Here is a 20,561-nt window from a genome sequence, read left to right on the forward strand (position 1 = left end):
GAATCACATCCCAATGCTTGTTTTTCGCCTCTAACTACTTAAGGCTTCCGAGCCTTTCATTCTTAAAGCCCGCTTCTCCTCCGATCTATCAATAAGAACTGCTGCGGTGGCATCACCAGTAATGTTCATGGTCGTATAAGCCATATCAAGTAATCGATAGATGGCTGCGATAGGGCCCATTAATTCAACCGGTAGATTAAGAAGGGTAAGGAATGATGCCCCGAGTACAATTCCCCCGCCTGGAATGCCGGGTGCTGCCATATTTAAAATCGTTGCGATAATAACGAGATAAATAATTTGGCCAACACCGAGTGGAATATTGTAAAAGTCGGATACAAAGACAGCAAGTAGACTAAACGATACTGCTCCGCCGGCCATATTAATGGTCGTCCCCAATGGTATAACAAAGTTAGTAATGGATTCGGAAACTTTAAAATCATTTCTGGTTACTCGCATTGTTGTTGGCATCGTTACAGCAGAACTTGTTGTGGATAGAGATACAAGCCACACTTTATAAATGCCTTTAATAAAATCAATCGGATTGAGTTTACGATATAACCAGGCAGGAATTAACATAACTAGGATAAATACGATAATACATGCGAAATATGCTGTGAAAATATATAAACCAAGTGCAGAGAAAATACTAGCACCATATTCAGCAGTGGCGAATGCCATCAGAGAAATAATTCCGATAGGGGTTAGTTCCATGATGAAATCAAGAATTTTAAAAATGACTTTGGACAAACTGTTGATAAACGTTTTGACTGGGTCCGCCTCTTTCCCAATCACCACAATGGCTACGGAGAAGATAAGCGTAAATAAAATGGTTGCCAGAATATCCCCTTCAGAAATCGCCTGGAATAGATTACTTGGTACGATATTCATAAAGAAATCGGCAAAGCTTGGTTCGGTGATTTCACCATCATATCCGACCGCATCAATATTAATTTTCTGACCAGGACGAATCAAGTAGGAAATGACTAAACTAATTGCTGCTGTGGTGATAAACATGACAACAAAGACAACAATACTCTTAAAGCCAATTCGGCCGAGATCACTGGAACTGCCAATATTAATAATACCAGTGGAGACGGCTACGAAAATAATAGGAATAATCATCATCTTAATTAAATTTAAGTAAATATCGCCGACGAATTTTGCTTGAATAGCGAGTTCGGGTAAAAGTATACCAAACAGGATTCCGAGTCCGAACCCAATCGCAATGCGGGTGAATAAGTGTTTTTTAGCTGTTAATAGTTGTTTCATTTTGTAGAGCTCCTTTGTAGGTTGGGATTTTACCTTTACGGTAACTGCCTAAAATATTGATATATGTGCAACTATCTTTTAACTCTTCTAAAGCCATCTTGAGTGATTCGTTACCAAGACCGCTATCAATATCGATAAAGAATCCATATACGAACGGTTTCGTTTGAATTGGTCGGGAAATTAAGTTGAGTAAATTAGTATCATGCTGTTTAAAAATGTTTAAAATATCGCTTAGTGAGCCAGTGCTGTGTGTTGTTTCAACGTAAATAGATGTTTTATCTTGTACTTGATTCACTAGAGCCCTTTTCTTTTTAAAGAATAAGAAACGTGTCGTATTGAATGGATTGTCGCTAATATTTTCTTGAATCACTGTCATGCCATACAATTCTGCAGCGTGGCTACCTGCTATGCTGGCGATGGTGTTATCCTTTGAATTTTTAACAAGTTTAACTGCACCGGCTGTATCCGTATATTCGAGAACCTCGATATGAGGATACCGGCTTAAATATGTATAGCATTGCTCCAGTGCTTCTGGATGTGAGTATACTTTTGTGATCTCCGACAGCTCGATTGGATGCTTTGTAATGAGTGCGTGATCAATTTTTACATAGATTTCATCTGTAGCGGCTACATCTAAATACTTCAATAAATCGATCGTTCTTGTAATAGGCCCGGTTGTTGAGTTTTCTACTGGTAGAGCAATATAATCGACTTCATCATGTAGCAATGCATCCACTAATAATCGAAAGGTACGAAACCCTCTCATCTGATAATTATTTTCTCCGCTAAACTTTTGACATGCGATCGAACTGTAACTACCTTCCACACCTTGATAACCAATTAACAATATACTCACTCCTCTAATGATGATAAGAAACCTTGGCAAGCCAATCCTGAAAGGCGCGGATTGCCTGGTTTTGCTTATACTTTATTCCTTTAAACTTTTATACTTTCTTAAAGTGTAAAAAAAAGACCATTTATGCTTCAGCCTCTGAAAAAGGAGAGAAACGTAAATGGTCTAGAAAATATAAAAAACCAGCCACTTCGATTTCTCCTGTGACTGGTTAAACATTTTTACATGCTAATCAGCCATCTTAGATATAGGTCGTCTATATCCGTGATGGCATATAGACGTTATCTAAAATAGCTAAAAAAGAACTGATTTAATTGTTGGGATGTATGCTCTAACATAATAATCACTCGAATCCTCTAATTGTTAAATAAATTCTAACGACTTGTGTGTGTGTTGTCAATAAGAATTTTTAAAATTACGCTTATAAAATAGCTGTGAATACTATCGGGAGGAATTAATATATTTATTGGACTAAAAAACTTCGCTACAATCTGTTTTTATAGCATAGGGATTTCCCTGACGATGAGTAGGAAATCTAATGAGTGAATAAAGTCATTTGTTGTAAAAAGATTCAGCTGAGATAACCGCATGCGCACTTCTCTACGTTAATTTATTTAAAAAAGCGATGGTTTTACTATTGTATGATTTGACCAGTAGAACCTTCCCCATTACTTATGATATAATAGGTAACAGAATACAACCCTTCACTAAAAGGAGATTGTTTTTATGAGTGTGCATGTTCTTAATTAATCCATAATTGGATAGCTTGAAAAGGTTCAAAAAACTAGCGATTTAGCTAGTCTATTTGTGTTGTCCTTTTCAAGGTGAATTAAGAACAGGCTACTAAGCGGATAAGTTAAGATACGGACTTAAAGCTATGGCTGTTTTTGCCATAGCTTTTTTTAATCGCGGTGAAACCGACAGTTTCCCCCTTCTAAACAGGAAGATAAGGGACGCTAACACCGTGATTGGTCCACTTACCATCAGGGGAGTTCCCGTTGATGGAAGGTTCTCTTATGTAGATGTTTCGTTAAAGGGACATCTATCTAAATCACACTAGTGAAGGGATTCTTGCAACCGTCTTAAGCATAGGCTTGAGACGGTTTTTTTATTTTCATTGAAAGCGAGGAAAAGACAATGAATCAAAATACGATCGAAAAGCTTGAATATAAGCGGATTTTAGAAGAAGTTTCACAATTTGCGTTAACAACAAAAGGGAAGCAAAAAATAATAGAAAGCCATCCGATTCAAAATAAAAAGCAATTGGAAAGAATGCAGGAGGAAATAAAGGAAGCAATCGGAGTCTTGAAGATAAGTGCCAGTGTGCCAATTCATTCACTTGATGATGTGGATATTTATTTGGAGCAAGGGCATAAGGGGCTTGCTTTAAGGGCGGAGCAGTTAGTAAACATTCAAACCTTTTTGGATCATTGTAGAAAATTAAAGCGATTCATGCGGGATAAGGAACATATTGCGCCAACGATATCAACTTATGTATGGTCGATTGAAGATCTTCAAGGAATCGAGGATGAATTAGCCCGTTGTTTGAAATATGGCCAGATTGACGACTACGCAACCCCTGAGCTTGCGAAGGTTAGAAGACTGATTAGCCAACGGGAAAGAGAAGCGAAAGAAAAAGCGGAGGCAGCTGCGAAATCCAAACGTATAGCAGACTACTTGCAGGAAAAGCATTTTGTTGAAAAGAACGGTAGTTACGTACTTCAAGTAAAAGCAGCCTATAAAAATAAAATAGACGGTCACGTCGTCGATGTATCATCATCTGGGGCAACGGTGTTTATTGCGCCAAAAGTAGTTGCTGAAATACAAGGAGAGGTAGAACTACTACGGATGACGGAGGAAAATGAGGTACAACAAATTTTATACACCCTTACAGGGATGATTCTAGAAAAGGAACAAGAAATCAAAATCGCAATGGATACGATGCTTCATTATGATGTCCTGTTTGCTAAAGCGAAGCACGGCCTATCCATTGATGGTGTCCTGCCCATCTTAAATGAAACATACGATATCCATTTAAAAAATGCTCGCCACCCCATGTTAAAGGGAAATGTGGTTCCACTGTCTGTTCATCTAGATCGATTAGCTCGTGCCCTTGTCATTACTGGTCCGAATACGGGAGGGAAGACCGTTACGCTAAAAACCGTGGGTCTATTATGTATGATGGCTCAGACTGGCTAATGATTCCAGCAGAGGAAGGGAGTTCGATTCATTTATTCGGGAAAATCTTTGTAGATATGGGGGACGGCCAAAGTATCGATGAAAACTTGAGTACCTTTAGTTCCAGATTAAAGAATATTATCAATGTCTTGGAGGAAACAAACGATTACACGCTCGTTCTATTGGACGAACTCGGCTCAGGTACGGATCCGAATGAAGGGATGGCACTAGCGCAAGTCATCATGGAGCAGCTTGTAGATAAAGGTGCAACTTTACTTTCTACTACCCATTACAGTGAATTGAAAAGCTTAGCGCAGAATAAGGAAGGCTTTATCAATGGTTCGATGGAGTTCGATTTGCATACACTTCAGCCAACATACAGACTAATTGTAGGTGAAGCTGGGAATAGCCAAGCATTCCCAATTGCGATGAAACTAGGAATGCATCCAAAATTGGTGGAGCGGGCTTTTCATCTTACCTATAAAGATAAGCAAAAGTCCTTCATTTATGAAGAAAATGAAGAATTTAAGCAAAGCTATCAAAAGCAAATCGTAGTCAACCGCTATGTAAGAGCGTTGAAGAAAGAAAAGATTCAAACGGAGATAGCTCAGTTTGACCAAGGGGATAACGTAAGGATTTCGCCAAACGGGGAGACTGGGATTGTTTATAAAGGACCTGATAGTATGGGGAATTACGTAGTTCAAATCAAAGGAGAGAAAAAAACAATCAATCATAAATTGCTGAAGCTTCATATAAAAGCTAGTGCGCTTTATCCAGAGGGATACGATTTTGATCAAATCTTTAAGTCTAAAGAGTATCGAAAGAAAAGTCGGTTAATGAATCGGAAATATGTAGAGGGATTAATGATTGAAGTGGAGAGGGAGGATGAGTAAAGAGGGGACATATGGGGGGGGGCTGCAGTAGATTTGCTAAAAGTGGCACATACGTAGTTGTGTCGCTTTTTTATAGGTTTTTGAAAATCCATTGTTTAGATAGCGAGGAAGAGGATGCGACTTGATGGTGGAACAACTGCCAATAAGAATAACGAAGAATAGTAGACAGCCTTACAGAGATGTAGGGCTGTCTTTTTTTACAATAACGGAGAGTGATACATTCTCGAGTTACTTCATATTTATAAAGATATTATCTTGTTACGCCTAAACGATGATAACAACTCATGCCGGCCTTTTTCAGGTTTGTCTAGATCTATAAAGTAGTCTTTATAGTTATTGACGAACAGTGATGTGAAGTTCTTATTCGGTAGAGTTCAATATTCAGGGAAGTAATGTACGTATTCCTTCCTAATAGACGGTTTTTTACATAGCACCTCCAAAATTCATTCCATTTTGAAAGATTTATTGAATATTATGTTAGTATGGAAAAAAAGCAACATTTTACGGAGAATAAGTGGGAGGCATATCATGACAAAACAACTCTATATTAAGCAAAAGGTATTCAGTCTAGGTGAGAAATTTAAGGTGAAGGATCAGGATGAGAACGATGTTTATTTCGTGGAGGGCAGCTTCATGAAAGTCCCTAAGACCTTCTCGATTATGAATACAGCAAGAGATGTAGTTGCTACGGTTACGAAGAAGGTATTTAGCTTTTTGCCGAAGTTTTTTGTTGAGGTGAATGGACAAGAGGTGTTAACGATTAAGAAGGAAATTTCCTTCTTCAAGGCTCGCTATACGATTGATGCAGTAGGTATTGAAATTCGAGGTAATTGGTGGGATATGAATTTCCAAGTAGAGCGTCATGGTGAGGTCGTGGGAAAAGTGAATAAGGTATGGTTCTCATGGGGGGACAGCTACAAGGTCGAGATATTGGATGAAGCGATGGAGACGATTATGATTGCCATTGTAGTTGCGATTGATTGTGTGAAAGATGACAATTCTAAGACAGCTAACTCCTCGATTACGACGAATTAATTAAGGCGGAGCCTAATCTACCATTAATTATGAAGGGGAAACAGGTGGGCATGAGGAGTTGGTCAACCAAGTTAAAGATATTGCTATGGCAAATGTAAAACAAGAAAAAATAGAAAAAAGCTTTCTTCTAAAGGCACTAACTCAACGTTTCAAGTGAAGGAAAAGTAAATGGGGTGAAATACGTTTTAGGAATTAAAAAGGACATATTCGTCAACTTTATCCTGTATATTAATATTTAGAAAAGGATAGGTAGAAAATGTATTCAGATTTGCAAATAGAAACATATATTTTAAAGAAACCAGTTTATGATATAGCTGATTTGGAAAAGGATCCGTATAGTTATCTAATTCTCCTACAACATGAAAAGGTGGAAGCAATAGAATTATTACGGGGAAAAGTAGAGAACCCATTTAATAGAGCAATAGATATAGAAGGATCTATATATATTTGTTATAAGGGAAGAGAAGTAAGTCCACTAATTTACTGGGATGAAGTAGATAGCCTCTGGGCATATTATATAAACCTGATAGAAGAATACTTAGAGAATGGAAATGCTACATGTTATTTTCCAGGACAACCAATTCCGATTATCTTGAAAAAAGGAAGTAATAATATGATGCTTTTTTCAGTAAATAATGTTGAAATTCTAGTAGCAGAAAGATATTTTTTATTAATATTATTAAATAAAGCAAAAGAATTTTTTGAGTTTTTATCGAGTATCTCTCTTAATAATTATTATGAAAATGAAAATTCTCAAATTAAATCTATACTAGCTAAAATAGGTAAAGCCTAATTCTAATACAGCTACCTCCTCGATTACGATGCCTTAATTATAGTAGTTTAGAAGGCTATGGTAGTCTAATCTAGGGAATAAGATAATCCAAATGACATGAGGATTTGGTGGGTGGAGTTCTCAATGTAATCCAATGATATAATATTGCTCCAAGACAGAAGGCACAACGGTAATCCCCGATGTCCCTTCTGTCTTTATCTATAAGCAGAAACAAGGCCCCTTTCTTATCTCGTTTTCCCCTTCTACCAAATTGTAAAAATATTTCTGCTATGCTAGAGTTGATGTAATAGTTTATAGGAAGAGGCTTTGAGAGCATGAACTATGAATATGAGCAAATTAATTATAAAAAGGATCTGCCGATTAATGTATTTACCCATACAGTGGAACACTTCCCGTATCACTGGCACGAGGATATGGAGATTTTATTTGTATTAGAAGGTGCTCTTGAAATACGGGTTGGGCAGGATAGCTACGATTTAGAAGTGGGAGATATTTTCCTTGTGAATGGTAGTGAACTGCACTTTATTAATTCTAAAACAGATTATGGAAAGACCCATGTACTCGTTTTGCAAATAAATAGTGACTATTTAAGAGAACAGCATCTGGATATCAAGCATAAAAGATTCTTTATCTATTCGAAGGGTCTAGGGAATGTCTCAAAAGACGTGATGGATGACTTAAAGTTTATCCTCGCTAATATGATGGACTTAACCATCAATCGAAAAAACTTATATGAACTGAAAGTGAAAAAGTGGTTATTAGAGCTTATCATTATTCTAATGGAGCATTTCGAAGTCCCACAGGAAGAGGATTATGACGAGCTAGCGAAGGACGAACGTCTGCTAGAAATCTTAAAGTATATGAATATGCATTCTGCTAGATCCAATTTAAGCTTGCAAGATATTGCGGAAGCGTTTTCGCTTAATCCGCAATATTTGTCTCGGTATTTTAAGGCCAAAGTCGGCGTCACGATAAAGAAAAAATTAGATGGTATGCGCCTGAACAAGTCTTTAATGGAATTGCAGACGACGGACTTAACGGTGACAGAGATAGCGCTGAAGTATGGATTTCCAGATAGTAAAGCATATTATCGGGTGTTTAAAGAAATATTAGGGATTACCCCTAGCGAGTTTCGTGAGCACTACCATTTTGAACTGGAACAACATGTATCGAAGGATTACCTAAGTATTAATAATCGTGAATCGCTAACGAACTTATTTAAATATTTACATCGAAAGAAGAGTAATCATCCAGTAGTAAAGACGGAAGCAAGAAATCTATCAGTAGACCTGACGAACACAAAGAGAAGGATAGAGCATACCTTTACTAATTTACTAACATTTGGATATGCTCCTCTTGCTTTGAGAACCGATTTTAAGGCCCAGCTTCATCAAATACAAGAGGAAATTGGCTTTCGTTATGTTCGATTCCATGATGTTTTGACAGATCGATTGCTTGTTTACAATGAAAAGTCTGATGGGTCCTATTACTTTAATTTTCATAATATCGATGTGGTTCTCGATAATTTACTAGAAGCGAACGTGAAGCCGTTTTTAAAGATTGGATTTATGCCGAAGCAGTTAGCCACGACTACGGAGACTATTTTCTTATGGGATGCCCATGTTTCCCCACCAAAGGATATGCTTCGTTGGAAGGAGCTAATCGATGCTTTTATTAGACATGTCATCAATCGTTACGGACTTGATGAAGTAAGGACATGGTATTTCGAATTTTGGAATGAGCCAGAGGTTGAATATTTCTGGAGGGGAACAAGAGAGGAATTCTTCACGTTATATGCGGAGACATATAAAACAATCAAAGCGATCGATCCGGAACTAAGGGTAGGCGGTTTTAGTAGTGTTAATTTTAGCCGTTACGAGGAATGGTTGAAAGCGTTTAACCAACTGGCGGAGAAAGAAGGAATCGGGTTAGACTTCTTTTCTGCTCATGTATACAATTTTACTAGAAAACCGGCTGAAGAAATAAAGCATACTGACAAGAAAGCCGTTATTTCCGTTGAAAGTGTGACTCAATTTTCTAGCATTATGCTGGGGGATGAACATAATCTGACTAAAAGTATCGATAGTGTTATTGAAAAGGGCAAGGAATTATCAACTACTGATGAGATATGGTTAACGGAATGGAATAGTAATAGTGATAGTAAAGATTTACTCCATGATACCTGTTATATGGCGCCCCTTATCGTGAAGACTTCGATTGAAAACTTTGAGAAGGTAAAAGGGATGGGCTACTGGACGTTTACCGATTTATTTGAAGAGTTTAGCCGGGAGATGTCACTTTTTCATGGTGGGTTTGGCTTGATGACATTTAACGGAATTAAAAAGGCAGGTTACCATGGATTTTCCTTCTTAAGTAAGCTGGGAGAGGAACTAATTGTAAAGCGAGAGGATATGATTGTTACCAAACGAGGCGAGGATTACCAAATTCTTATTTTTCACTACTTACACCCTAATCGTTTGTATCGTACCTTTGATTATTCCCAGTTGTCGGAGCATAATCGGTATACCGTTTTTGAAGAGGAAAGAGATCGGCAGTATACCATTTTGCTAAAAGGAATTCAGGGCAAATATACGGTGAAAAAGCAGTATGTGAATCGCGAAAAAGGCTCTGCATATGATGCATGGGTTGAAATGGGAGCACCAAGTACCCTGGATCGTGAAGCGCTTAGCTACCTAAAGGGACGAGCAGAGCCTGGAATTTATGTGGAGGATGTAGAGGTTAGGGGGGATTATACACTGACAACGAGTTTACAGCCTCACGAAATTCAGTTGATTGAATTGAAGAAACGGTACTAATTATATCTTTTTAAGATGGAGCCATCTGCAACTATGCGGGTGGCTCTTTTCATTGTGATGTCAAAAATCGTAATAACAATACGATGAAAATGGGAATTGGATGGTGTGTTGTTTTGGTTAAGAGTCAATAATTGGAATGCGATTTCTCTTTTATTGGAATGATGTTTATCCTTCTGCCATGTATAGTAAACGTATTGTGACATTTTATGTTATCGCTTTCATGCATTTGATTAAAACAGACATATAGGTAATAGGGGGAAAAAGAGAAATGGCTAAATCGGAATACCGACAATTAAAGAAGGGTTACAAAGAAGAAGCCAAGGAAAGATCGAAGCAAGTAACATCGGAAAAGAAAGAAATGAGGAAGCTTCCGAAAGAGGAAAAAGCCCTTAAAAAGCAAGAAATAAAGCAAAAAATCGAGTCCTGGAAAGAGGATATTAACGCGACGGAAGACAAGAAGGAAAAAAAGGCGAAGAAAAAGGGATACAAGAAATATAAGAAGATTAGAAGACGGCCTTATGTATTGGCTACATGGGCAGCAATTATTCTTTTATTAGTTGGATCGTATACGAATTTTTATATGAAGAGAACTGCTCCAATGACGGCGGAACAGGCAGAAGCGGCGGAATTTTCTAAAGCGGTTGCAGAGCAGGTGATGGCAGAAAGTATCGTTTTATTGAAAAATGAAAGCGATTTTTTACCACTTCAAGATACGAAAATAAATGTGTTTGGAGCAGGAGCAGCGAAGCCGGTATTTGGTGGAGGTGGAGCAGGAGCGATTGATAGTTCCGAGGTTGATGACCTATATTTGGCGTTCGATCAACAAAATATTGAATACAATACAACGCTATATCATCTTTACAGTAATTTCATCTATGACGGAAATGCAAGTACAGAGCCATTTGAAAAGCCTGGAAAATCATTAATGCAGAAGCTATTTCCAAATGTAATTGGGTTTATCCCACAATTTACAAAGGAAATGCCAGCAAATGAGCTTTCTGAGGATGTTATAAAAGAAGCGGTAGATTATTCCGATACGGCATTGTATGTTATTTCGCGAACTGGTTCGGAGGCAATTGATCTGAAAGTAGAGGATGTGCGCTTGAAGCAGGAGGAAAGAGATACATTAGATATTTTGGATGCAAACTTTGACCATATTATTTTGTTAGTGAATACGGTTAATGCTTTTGAATTAGGCTTTATTGAGGAATATGAAAATATTGATAGTGTTATGTGGGTTGGTGCACCTGGGAAGTACGGAACACATGCGATTGCGAAGGCGTTAATTGGTGACGTAACGCCATCTGGTAAGCTCGTAGATACGTATGCATATGACGTAGAAAGCAATCCAGCTGTCATCAATACAGGGAATTTCGAATATGTTGATGAAAACGGTGAAGGTACAGGACGTTATTTCACTAATAATCTAGAAGGTATTTATGTTGGATATCGTTATTATGAGACATTTTTAGATGATACAGAATACAGGGAAACCGTTCAATTCCCATTTGGTTATGGTCTATCTTATACCGATTTTGATTGGGAAGTGGTGGGGACAGCGTTTAACGATGAAGAAATTTCAGTAGATGTGGAAGTAACGAATACGGGAGATGTTGCAGCGAAGGACGTTGTACAAGTGTACTTCTCGGCACCATTTACAGAAGGTGGTATAGAAAAGGCTAGCATTGAGCTTGGTAGTTATGCGAAAACAAGTGAGCTAGAACCGGGTGAATCGGAGGTCGTAACGGTAACTTTTGCAACGAATGATATGGCTTCTTATGATCAGGAAATGGAAGAGGCATGGGTGTTAGAAGCGGGCGATTATCAAATTAAAGTAGCTCGTCATATCCGTGATACAGTCGAGCAGTTCACGTATAATGTGGGTGAGACGGTTGTTATGAAAGAGGATCAGGTGACCGGTACGGAAATTCATAATTTATTTGAGGATGCAGCGGGAGATTTAGTTTACTTATCTAGATCGAACCCAGAGGATACCTTCCCGAAAGCACCTACAGAAGAGGAGTACCTCATTCCGGAAGTGGTGGTAGAAACTGCTGAGTACACAGTGGAGCCATCTACGGAAGAAGCACCTACAACTGGTGCGGACAATGGGGTGAACCTTGCTGATCTAAAGGGCTTGGATTATCATGATCCACTTTGGGAGGAGTTTTTAGATCAGTTTACAGCAAAGGAAATGGTAAAACTAGTTGGTGATGGTGGGTACTGGACAGAGCCAGTAAAACGATTGGGAGTACCGGCTACAACTATGTATGATGGGCCAGCAAGTATTCGCTCATTCTTTGAAAGCTGGTCATCTGTTGCCTTCCCTGTTGGGGTCAATATGGCAAGTACATGGAATGATGAGCTGATTGAACAGATGGGTGTTGCGATGGGGCAAGAAGCAGTCGCGTATGATGTAGATGCCGTGTATGCGCCATCGATGAATATGCACCGTTCCCCATTAGGTGGAAGAAACTTTGAATATTATTCAGAGGATCCGTATATTTCTGGGAAGCTTTCTGCTGCTTATACGAGAGGGCTACAAAGCACTGGTACTGTTGCGGTATTTAAGCATTTTGCTGGAAACGATCAAGAAACGAACCGAGCCGCGAATGGTTTGTACGTTTGGGCAACAGAGCAAGCATTACGGGAAATATACTTTAAGCCATTTGAAATTGCAGTGAAGGAAGGAAATCCATATGGTGCTATGTCGGCATTTAACCGAATTGGCACGACATGGGCTGGTGGAAATCGTGCATTACTAACCGACTTACTACGAGAGGAATGGGGATTTGAAGGCTTTGTGATTACTGATGCAGGTATAGGACCACAAGGAAATCACTTCGATCCACACCAAGCCATTCGTGCGGGTAATGACTTAATGCTAGCATTCCCAATCAACTTTAGTTGGGATAATAAATTTGAAAAAGAACTGAAGCAGTATTTAGAAGAGGACGAAGCAGGTACACTACTTGGACTGAGAAACGCTGTCCACAATATTAGTTACTTTATCTTACAAACAAATAAGGTGGATTAAATGACGAATTATAAAGAGTTAATAGCAAACATGACACTAGAGGAAAAGGCATCCTTAATGTCCGGGGAAAATTTTTGGAATACGAAGCAGATTGACCGGCTTCGTATTCCATCTATCATGCTGACGGATGGGCCCCATGGATTACGCAAGCAAGGTGGAAAGGCGGATCATTTAGGCCTTAACAAAAGTATTCCGGCCACCTGTTTTCCAACGGCAGCAACACTAGCCAACAGCTGGGACTTAGATTTAATTCAGGAAGTGGGTTCGTATTTAGGGAAAGAAGCAGCTAGTGAGCAAGTGAGTGTATTACTTGGTCCTGGGTTAAATATTAAACGAAATCCGCTTTGTGGCCGGAACTTTGAATATTTCTCGGAAGATCCCTATTTAACTGGGAAGCTTGCAGCAAATATGGTAAAAGGAATTCAGTCGCACGGAATCGCTGCTTGTCCGAAGCACTATGCAGTTAATAGCCAAGAGCATATGAGGATGACGATTGATGAGGTAGTGGATGAGCGGGCATTGCGTGAGATTTACTTGGAAGGATTTCGTTATGCGGTAGAGGAAGGCAAGCCCAAAACAATCATGACCTCCTACAATAAAGTAAATGGCGAGTACGCGAATGAAAACCATCACCTTATGCAAGATATTTTGTACGGAGAGTGGGATTTTCAAGGAGTTGCGGTGACCGATTGGGGTGGAAATAATGATCGCGTCGAAGGTCTAAAAGCGGGAAATCAGCTCGAAATGCCATCTACTGGGGGAATTACGGATAAAGAGATCGTAGAAGCAGTTCAAACCGGAGAACTCCAAGTAGAAGTGTTAGATGAAGCGGTGGAGCGAATGCTTCAGCTCATCTTTGAAACGACTAATGCATTGCAGAATACGGAAAAGGTAGATTACGAGGTGCATCATCAAAAAGCAATCGAGGCGGCGAGAAAATCGATTGTCCTGTTAAAAAATGATAAGGCTACGCTGCCACTTAAAAAGGAGCAAAAAGTTGCGATCATTGGTGATTTCGCTGAAAATCCTCGATATCAAGGTGCGGGAAGCTCCTTGATTAACCCGACTAAGTTAGATAATGCATTGGATGCTTTACAAGCAACAGACTTAGCGATTATCGGGTATGAACAAGGGTTTAAACGTTTCGGTGGAAAAAGCGAGTCCCTGAAAAAACGAGCCTTAAAATTAGCCCAAGAAGCAGAGGTCGTGTTGTTATTCCTTGGTCTAGATGAAGGTAGTGAAGCAGAAGGTATTGATCGCGTTGATATGAGGCTAAGGGATAACCAGCTAGAACTGGTGAAGGAATTAGCAAACGTACATGATCATATAGTCGTTGTGTTATCCGGTGGTTCAGCAATTGAGATGCCTTTTGCAGAGGATGTGCAGGCAATTGTCCATGGGTATCTAGGTGGTCAAGGTGGCGCTACTGCTATTCGCGATGTCTTACTTGGGGATTATAATCCAAGTGGGAAGCTGGCAGAGACATATGCCCTAAAGTATGAGGATATACCGTCAGCACCATATTATCCCGGCTTAGAGGCTACTAGTGAGCATAGAGAGAGTATCTATATCGGGTATCGCTATTTTGATACGAAAAAGGTACCTGTCCTGTTCCCGTTTGGGCATGGTTTATCGTATACCGAGTTTGCTTATAGCGATTTAAGGGTTAGTGAACAATCTGCTACCTTTACGATTCGTAATATTGGCGAAGTAGCGGGTGAAGAGGTTGCACAGCTCTACATCAAGCCGACTAACGCAAGCGTGTTCCGGGCTAATAAAGAGCTAAAAGGTTTTATCAAGGTTCATTTAGAGCCAGGCGAATCAAAGGAAGTGAAAATCGAATTAGATGACCATGCATTTTCGTATTATAATTCCTTTCATCATTGCTGGTCGATAGAAACAGGCTCATATGAAATACAGGTTGGTAGTTCGATCGATGATATACGATTATCTGCTGTTGTAGAGGTGCAAGGTGATGACACGGAGCATCATTATAATAAAGAAGCGCTTAAACCGTATTATCAAGCAGATGTTCACCATATCGGTGATGAAGCATTTCATCAATTACTTGGGTGGACACCTCCAAACCCATTATGGGATCGGAAGGCTAAGCTTGGCTATAATGATACGATTGCCCAAGGAAAATACAAAAAAGGGTTTGGAAAGCTTCTTTATATCGTGGTGTTACTCGCTAAAAAGTTCCTATTTTTCATCCGCAAGCCTTTACTAGCGAATAATGTCATGTTCGTCATGAACATGCCCTTCCGCCAGATTCCTCGGTTTAGCCAAGGAAAGATTAGTGAGAAGATGGTTGATCGGGTATTAAAACTGATTAATTTCTGGTAGAAGATATACATTTACAGTTCGTGGAGATGGGTAGAATTCTAGGTAAAGTAGAATAGTATTAATAATAAAGTGCTAAGTGGAAATTAGCACTTTATTTTTGTGTTATAGCAATTATTTTTTTGTAGGAAAAGAGTGGCAGCATTGATCTTAAGAGACGATAAGTTTTATACTAATTCTTTATTCTTTTTATAGGAATTCTTTAAGGAAATATAATCCACGAAAAATAAGATTAAGCCACCTATAATCGATACGGCTATCATTTCATACCATTCACTGATACTGTTAGGAAACATAAAAACTAGGTATAAAAGGTGAAATATAATGACAAATCCACATGACTTAGTAAGAATTACTTTTAATTGCTTTTTATAAGCCTTTTCCGTAGAAATGTCTGTATACTCCATACCTGAAGTAATATATCTTAAGAAAACGTAGCCTAAAAAGATCCAGATAGCTATAAATAGCGCAAACTCTAAATCTATCTGAAAATAGGGTACATACCTGTTAATAATGAATATACCGATTAAAAATAGTAAGAGGATTACAGATCCTTCAAATAAAAAATATAAAGCTCTTTTCTCCCGATACTCATCATCTGGTAATAAAAACGATAACCAAGATTTCATTAGTTTTCTACCTCCCAGAATAAATCATCTAACGTTTTATTTAGTTCTTTTGCTATGGCAACGCAGAGTTGAAGACTAGGATTATATTCTCCTTTCTCTATAAGTCCAATCGTCTGTCTAGTTACACCAACTTTTCTTGCTAATTGCTCTTGGGTCATTGAAGTTTTCATTCGAGTTATTTTCACATTATTTCTCATTATCCTACCCTACTCAATTCAATGTAATATATATCTTGCATATGCAATTTATATATTACATTGAATGGGCCAGGAAGTCAAAACTTTTTTAATTAAGGAGTCGAGAAAAAATTTTGCTGAGAAAATATATAGAGGTTATTTACAGGTTTTTCACACTATAATTCTACAGTCATTTATATTTAAACTTATTTAATTGTCAGGTGCTAAGAATTTATGTTCAACAAAGGTTCCGAAATAGAGTCCAATGGTTTCAAAAGGTATATAAAACATACTAGATTAGTAACTTATCTCTAGTAAGAATGTTAGATGTAGTTGAAACGCCAACCCTCTATTCAACCATAAGTTGATACAAAGCATAAAGAATGTCAACTTTTACGTTATACATTATTGCAATTGAATTTATTATAATAGGGGCAACAAAAGGAATGGGGTGATCCGGTGAACGAGAATAAAATGAGTTCTGAGCTAAGTCATAATATTAGTTGGTTAAGAAAGAAATGTGGGTTAACTCAGGAGCAACTTGCAAAGCGGTTAGGTGTTAGTAATCAAGCAGTAAGCAAATGGGAGAATGGACAGTCTTTTCCAGACATGTTACTTTTACCACAGCTTTCCGATATTTTTGGAGTCTCGATTGATACGTTCTTCGGTCGAGCGGAGAGATATATTGATTTACGGAAAGACCTTGTATTGGAGTATTTGTTCGAAGGAGATGTTCAAGATAGTAGCGGGAATAATAGGCATGGACGATTAGAAGGGGCATTATTTTGTAAGGACAGATTTGGTTTAGAAGGAAGAGCACTATATTTTGATGGGGAAGATGATTATGTGGTTATCAATGCTCCCCCCGCTCTATCTGAAAAAGAATTTTCTATATCATTATGGTGTTATTACGATGCCCAAACTTCATTTGATGGATGGCACAGTGCGATCATTTCGCAAGATGGCCAAAAACAGAATAGAATTTTCCAACTGAGTACGAAGGATGAATACATGACGTTCCATCGTTTTTTACTTGATCCAGATCTGTCGATGAATAAAAAAATAATAAAAGAATATTGGTACCATGTTGTAATTACTTATAAGGATCAGCGGTTCTATAAATATGTAAATGGGGAATTGGTGGCCGAGAAAGAAGGTCAATTCACACCTCATCACCATGAACCAATTTATATAGGAAGAAAATCAACAGACGAACCGTATTTCTTTTTCCATGGCAGGATAGACGACATACGAATATATAACCGAACAATTAATAATGCTGAAGTGAATGCTCTTTTTTTAGAACAAGGATGGAAGCCTGGTCCTTTACAACAATTAGAGATGGCAGAGGAAAGAATCCCTGTCCTCGAATGTGTTGATGCTGTTCGAATGATATTGCCTAGGACAGAATTACAAAAGGCAGTAAAATGGTATAAGAGTTTACTAAACTTTAAGTCACTTGTAGAAGAGGATTATTTTGTAATACTATCTCTATATAAAGGACCTGTATTGGTAATAGATGGAGCAGATGGGGATTTGGTTGAACAAAATAGGTATGCGCCTTTTGTTTTCAAGACAAAACATGAGATGGAAGAGCTACATGCACAATTAGCTTCTGCCGGCGCGACAAATTTGCTAGTGAGAGACGAAGGATTTGCGATTTTCTTAGATTTTAAAGATCCCTTTGGACAACATTGGATGATTATGAGTGAAAATAGATAACAATTTAAGGGCATTGGATATAACTCCAGTGTCTTCTTTTTTACCTGTTAAAACACGTTGGTCTAGATCCTTTACCAATAGTGGTTACAAATAGTTTTATCGATATATTACTCATCAACCACATAGTTTCTGAGAACCGATGTGAAAGATACTAGTCATATCATAAGCCATTTAACTTACCCTAAGTCTGGATGGATGTTAATAGCGCGGGAGGAGGAATCAATTTATAGGTATGATTTACCTGCTAATTATTATGCCAGAACTGACGAACAAGAGAAGAAAAACGTCCCTTTTTTAATTTGTCTAATGGAACGACTTTTCCATCGATGGAAACTGCAGGCAGTGTTGCTATGTTATACGCTGCTACTTTTGAATCCATCGTTCTTGTGGTTTCCGGGTTACTTGCATCATAGACGAGAATGGAACAACGCGAGCAAGCATAGTTTTTCACTTGGTTTTCAAGGTCATTCGAAAAACGACTACTATCTGTAAAAATTTCGATGGTTTTGCCCATCATTATCACCCTTTTCTGATTTTATTTAAGACAGGACAATCTCGTTTACTTCTAGGAAATGGTTGGGATGCTTGTGAGGCTGCAAGTTCCAACAATGATCTGAATTGTTCTAACCTGGAAATCGTATCATTAATGTCTTTAATCTTATCCATAGCAAATGTATACATGGCATCGGTTGGGAAATAATCGTCCTGTTTGATTAGTGCTAATAAGTGTTTGATCTCGTTTAGGGTAAACCCAATTTCTTGTGCTTTTTTGATTAGTAATATATCGTCTATTACGGATTTTGAAAAAAGTCTGTAACCTGCACGGTTTCTCTCTGGTTTGGAAAGAAGCCCTCTTTTTACATAGTATTTTACGGTTTCTACATTTACATTGGCAGCTTTAGCCACCTGACTAATTTTTAACTTATCCAAATTCATCATCTCCTCCCAATCATATCGTAAACCCGGTACCATAATACCGGGTCAAGTAAAAAAGAAAAAGTAAGTACTTTAGTTTGATTTTCAAGGGTAGCAAAGCAAGTGGCTATTCTAGAAAATGTACCTTTCTAACTATAAGAAAGCCCGTTAGCTTAATGATAATTCTATCTCAGCACTAACATAATACTCAATGTTGATATTGTCATTTGGACCAATAGAAAAAGAGCAAACATCCTTTATTTAATTGTTGATCCTTTAACACAAAAAGACTAATCATGAAAAAACAGTCTTCGGTGATACTACCATTGAGGTGATACATGTGGCTTGTAAACTATTGCTTTCGTTAATTCCTATGTTTTTCTCATTTAATCTATGTATAGTAAATGCACAAAGCATGACGAATATAGAACTGTTTGATATTGAAAAGAACGAGATAATAAAAACAACTAAACCAAACCGTAAGATACAATTAGAAGTTGAGAAGATTATTAAAGAAATTGATGATATTGTAAGAAAACTGAAACCTATTCCAGACAAAGGTTATATGATCAGAATCCCATTAAAGCCGTCTATTCAATTAGAAAATCAATGGGTGTATGCTCTGATTGATGAAGTGATCATTATTATTCCAGAAGATGAAGAGCCATATTTACTCCTATTTGATGATGAAAATAAGACTCATTTTTTCACCTTTGAAGCAAAAATTGATACGTTACTAAATACTCTAAGTTTTTCCCTTTAAAAGCCTACGTGTTGGGCTTTTTATTATGTACTTCTTCCATTCTACTTCCTCAATTAATTTAAAAAAGTGGTTTACTATTCAGTTGAACTGTATTATAATGTTATAAAGTCGAACTATATAGTTGAACTGAATAGAAGGTGAAAAGTATGAAACATAGTTTATTGCCGTTGTCTGAAACCATGCATTATATTTTATTAGCTCTTCGTGAGCCGCTCCACGGCTATGCCGTAATGCAAAAGATAGAGAAGATAAGTAATGGTACGGTTATTTTAGCGGCTGGTACGTTATACGGTGCGATTGAAAACCTGCATAAACATGGTTGGATTGAAGCGGTTGGAAATTCGGGTCGGAGAAAAATTTATCAAATAACTCCAGAAGGGATCTCCATTTTGGAAATGGAACGAGAAAGGCTACTCCATATTTTATCTTTGTATGAAGGAAGTGAATCAAATGAAGAGGTTTAAAGTATTCTTTAATATTGAAAAAGAAGAGAAGTGGCTGAACGAACAATTAGAAAAAGGCTATCGCTGTACCAATATCAGTAGATCGGGAATATACACGTTCAAAAAAACCGACAAAAGATATGTGATGCGACTTGATGTTCAAGATTATTTGCCAAAGAAGAAGCTCGAGGAATACAAGGCGATATATGAAGACTTTGGTTGGAACTATATAACAGGTTCCTGGCTTGGTGGCATACGGTATTGGCAAAAAGAAGATGATGGTCAAAATGAAATCTTCTCGGACCGCCAATCAAAGGGCAGTTATTATAAACGATTAATGAATTATTCCTTAATATTGGGGATGCTGTGTTTGTTTTTCTCTTTTTCGCTATACAATGACTCGAATTTATATCACGAAGGTCTTTGGAGTATGAATGGTGCATTATTTTGGAAGGCACTGGTAATTGAAACGCCATTCGTCCTTTTGAAGCTGCTTCCTGCCTTTATGGCTGTTGCTCTTGGTATCAGCTACTATAAAAATTATCGGAAGTATTCCTTGTTAAAAGGGAAATAACGTAAGAGGGTTCATTATCAAGATCTATATTTCCACAAGATCTTAAGATTATTTTAATACTGCGGATAGGGAATCGCTATAGGGCAAGTAATTTCACTGGTGGCAGTAAAGTTGCTGGACCT

At 37.9% G+C, this 20,561-nt stretch carries 16 protein-coding genes and 1 pseudogene; 10 read left to right on the forward strand and 7 right to left on the reverse strand.

Annotation, left to right across the window (positions count from 1 at the left end):
- Positions 1 to 30: 30 nt before the first annotated feature.
- Together KGF86_RS00930 and KGF86_RS00935 are read right to left on the reverse strand one after the other, a co-directional pair.
- Positions 31 to 1,269, reverse strand: a complete 1,239-nt coding sequence (locus tag KGF86_RS00930) for a dicarboxylate/amino acid:cation symporter (RefSeq protein WP_211740870.1) — start codon at positions 1,267 to 1,269, stop codon at positions 31 to 33.
- Positions 1,247 to 2,155 carry a prephenate dehydratase gene (locus KGF86_RS00935; protein WP_246521247.1) on the reverse strand — a complete coding sequence of 303 codons (909 nt, stop codon included), beginning with the start codon at positions 2,153 to 2,155 and terminating at the stop codon, positions 1,247 to 1,249. Before KGF86_RS00935 ends, KGF86_RS00930 begins: the two co-directional genes overlap by 23 nt.
- 1,104 nt (positions 2,156 to 3,259) lie before the next feature.
- Here KGF86_RS00935 and KGF86_RS19630 point away from each other — a divergent pair.
- The 4 genes and pseudogenes from KGF86_RS19630 to KGF86_RS00955 all read left to right on the forward strand — a co-directional run bounded on the left by KGF86_RS19630 (position 3,260) and on the right by KGF86_RS00955 (position 9,837).
- Positions 3,260 to 5,193 (forward strand): annotated as a pseudogene (locus KGF86_RS19630) (endonuclease MutS2).
- Positions 5,194 to 5,721: 528 nt separating this feature from the next.
- Positions 5,722 to 6,228: an LURP-one-related/scramblase family protein gene (locus KGF86_RS00945; RefSeq protein ID WP_211740871.1), complete on the forward strand. Its 507-nt coding sequence runs from the start codon at positions 5,722 to 5,724 to the stop codon at positions 6,226 to 6,228.
- A gap of 256 nt (positions 6,229 to 6,484) precedes the next feature.
- Positions 6,485 to 7,021 (forward strand): hypothetical protein, encoded by a 537-nt coding sequence (locus KGF86_RS00950; RefSeq protein ID WP_211740872.1) that lies wholly within the window; start codon positions 6,485 to 6,487, stop codon positions 7,019 to 7,021.
- 314 nt (positions 7,022 to 7,335) lie between these two features.
- The gene (locus tag KGF86_RS00955) at positions 7,336 to 9,837 is read left to right on the forward strand and encodes a GH39 family glycosyl hydrolase (RefSeq protein WP_211740873.1); all 2,502 of its coding nucleotides are present in this window, start codon (positions 7,336 to 7,338) and stop codon (positions 9,835 to 9,837) included.
- Here KGF86_RS00955 and KGF86_RS00960 read toward each other — a convergent pair.
- The gene (locus KGF86_RS00960) at positions 9,834 to 10,040 is read right to left on the reverse strand and encodes a hypothetical protein (protein WP_211740874.1); all 207 of its coding nucleotides are present in this window, start codon (positions 10,038 to 10,040) and stop codon (positions 9,834 to 9,836) included. The two genes, KGF86_RS00955 and KGF86_RS00960, sit on opposite strands and share 4 nt — an antisense overlap.
- A gap of 65 nt (positions 10,041 to 10,105) precedes the next feature.
- Here KGF86_RS00960 and KGF86_RS00965 point away from each other — a divergent pair, with 65 nt between their 5' ends.
- Both KGF86_RS00965 and KGF86_RS00970 read left to right on the forward strand, forming a co-directional pair.
- Positions 10,106 to 12,874 carry a beta-glucosidase gene (locus tag KGF86_RS00965; RefSeq protein ID WP_211740875.1) on the forward strand — a complete coding sequence of 923 codons (2,769 nt, stop codon included), beginning with the start codon at positions 10,106 to 10,108 and terminating at the stop codon, positions 12,872 to 12,874.
- Complete coding sequence (locus tag KGF86_RS00970) at positions 12,875 to 15,220, forward strand: beta-glucosidase (protein ID WP_211740876.1); 2,346 nt, start codon at positions 12,875 to 12,877, stop codon at positions 15,218 to 15,220.
- Between the two features lie 164 nt (positions 15,221 to 15,384).
- Here KGF86_RS00970 and KGF86_RS00975 read toward each other — a convergent pair whose 3' ends face one another.
- Positions 15,385 to 15,846: a DUF3278 domain-containing protein gene (locus tag KGF86_RS00975; RefSeq protein WP_186867932.1), complete on the reverse strand. Its 462-nt coding sequence runs from the start codon at positions 15,844 to 15,846 to the stop codon at positions 15,385 to 15,387.
- A complete protein-coding gene (locus KGF86_RS00980) occupies positions 15,846 to 16,043 on the reverse strand; it encodes a helix-turn-helix transcriptional regulator (protein ID WP_186867933.1) in 198 nt (65 codons plus the stop codon). Before KGF86_RS00980 ends, KGF86_RS00975 begins: the two co-directional genes overlap by 1 nt.
- A 438-nt stretch (positions 16,044 to 16,481) precedes the next feature.
- Here KGF86_RS00980 and KGF86_RS00985 point away from each other — a divergent pair, with 438 nt between their 5' ends.
- Positions 16,482 to 17,744: a LamG-like jellyroll fold domain-containing protein gene (locus KGF86_RS00985; protein WP_343221398.1), complete on the forward strand. Its 1,263-nt coding sequence runs from the start codon at positions 16,482 to 16,484 to the stop codon at positions 17,742 to 17,744.
- 244 nt (positions 17,745 to 17,988) lie between these two features.
- On the opposite strand, the gene KGF86_RS00990 is transcribed toward KGF86_RS00985, so the two are convergent.
- Positions 17,989 to 18,258: a hypothetical protein gene (locus KGF86_RS00990; RefSeq protein ID WP_186867934.1), complete on the reverse strand. Its 270-nt coding sequence runs from the start codon at positions 18,256 to 18,258 to the stop codon at positions 17,989 to 17,991.
- A gap of 5 nt (positions 18,259 to 18,263) precedes the next feature.
- Positions 18,264 to 18,680, reverse strand: coding sequence for a MerR family transcriptional regulator (locus KGF86_RS00995; RefSeq protein ID WP_246521249.1), 417 nt, complete (start codon positions 18,678 to 18,680; stop codon positions 18,264 to 18,266).
- Between the two features lie 394 nt (positions 18,681 to 19,074).
- Here KGF86_RS00995 and KGF86_RS01000 point away from each other — a divergent pair, with 394 nt between their 5' ends.
- The 3 genes from KGF86_RS01000 to KGF86_RS01010 all read left to right on the forward strand — a co-directional run bounded on the left by KGF86_RS01000 (position 19,075) and on the right by KGF86_RS01010 (position 20,439).
- Positions 19,075 to 19,422, forward strand: coding sequence for a hypothetical protein (locus KGF86_RS01000; RefSeq protein ID WP_246521250.1), 348 nt, complete (start codon positions 19,075 to 19,077; stop codon positions 19,420 to 19,422).
- Between the two features lie 146 nt (positions 19,423 to 19,568).
- Positions 19,569 to 19,886 (forward strand): PadR family transcriptional regulator, encoded by a 318-nt coding sequence (locus KGF86_RS01005; RefSeq protein ID WP_186867936.1) that lies wholly within the window; start codon positions 19,569 to 19,571, stop codon positions 19,884 to 19,886.
- Complete coding sequence (locus tag KGF86_RS01010; RefSeq protein ID WP_186867937.1) at positions 19,873 to 20,439, forward strand: DUF2812 domain-containing protein; 567 nt, start codon at positions 19,873 to 19,875, stop codon at positions 20,437 to 20,439. Before KGF86_RS01005 ends, KGF86_RS01010 begins: the two co-directional genes overlap by 14 nt.
- The last annotated feature ends 122 nt before the right edge of the window (positions 20,440 to 20,561 follow it).

Source organism: Ornithinibacillus massiliensis, assembly GCF_018310345.1.
Classification (GTDB): domain Bacteria; phylum Bacillota; class Bacilli; order Bacillales; family Amphibacillaceae; genus Ornithinibacillus; species Ornithinibacillus massiliensis.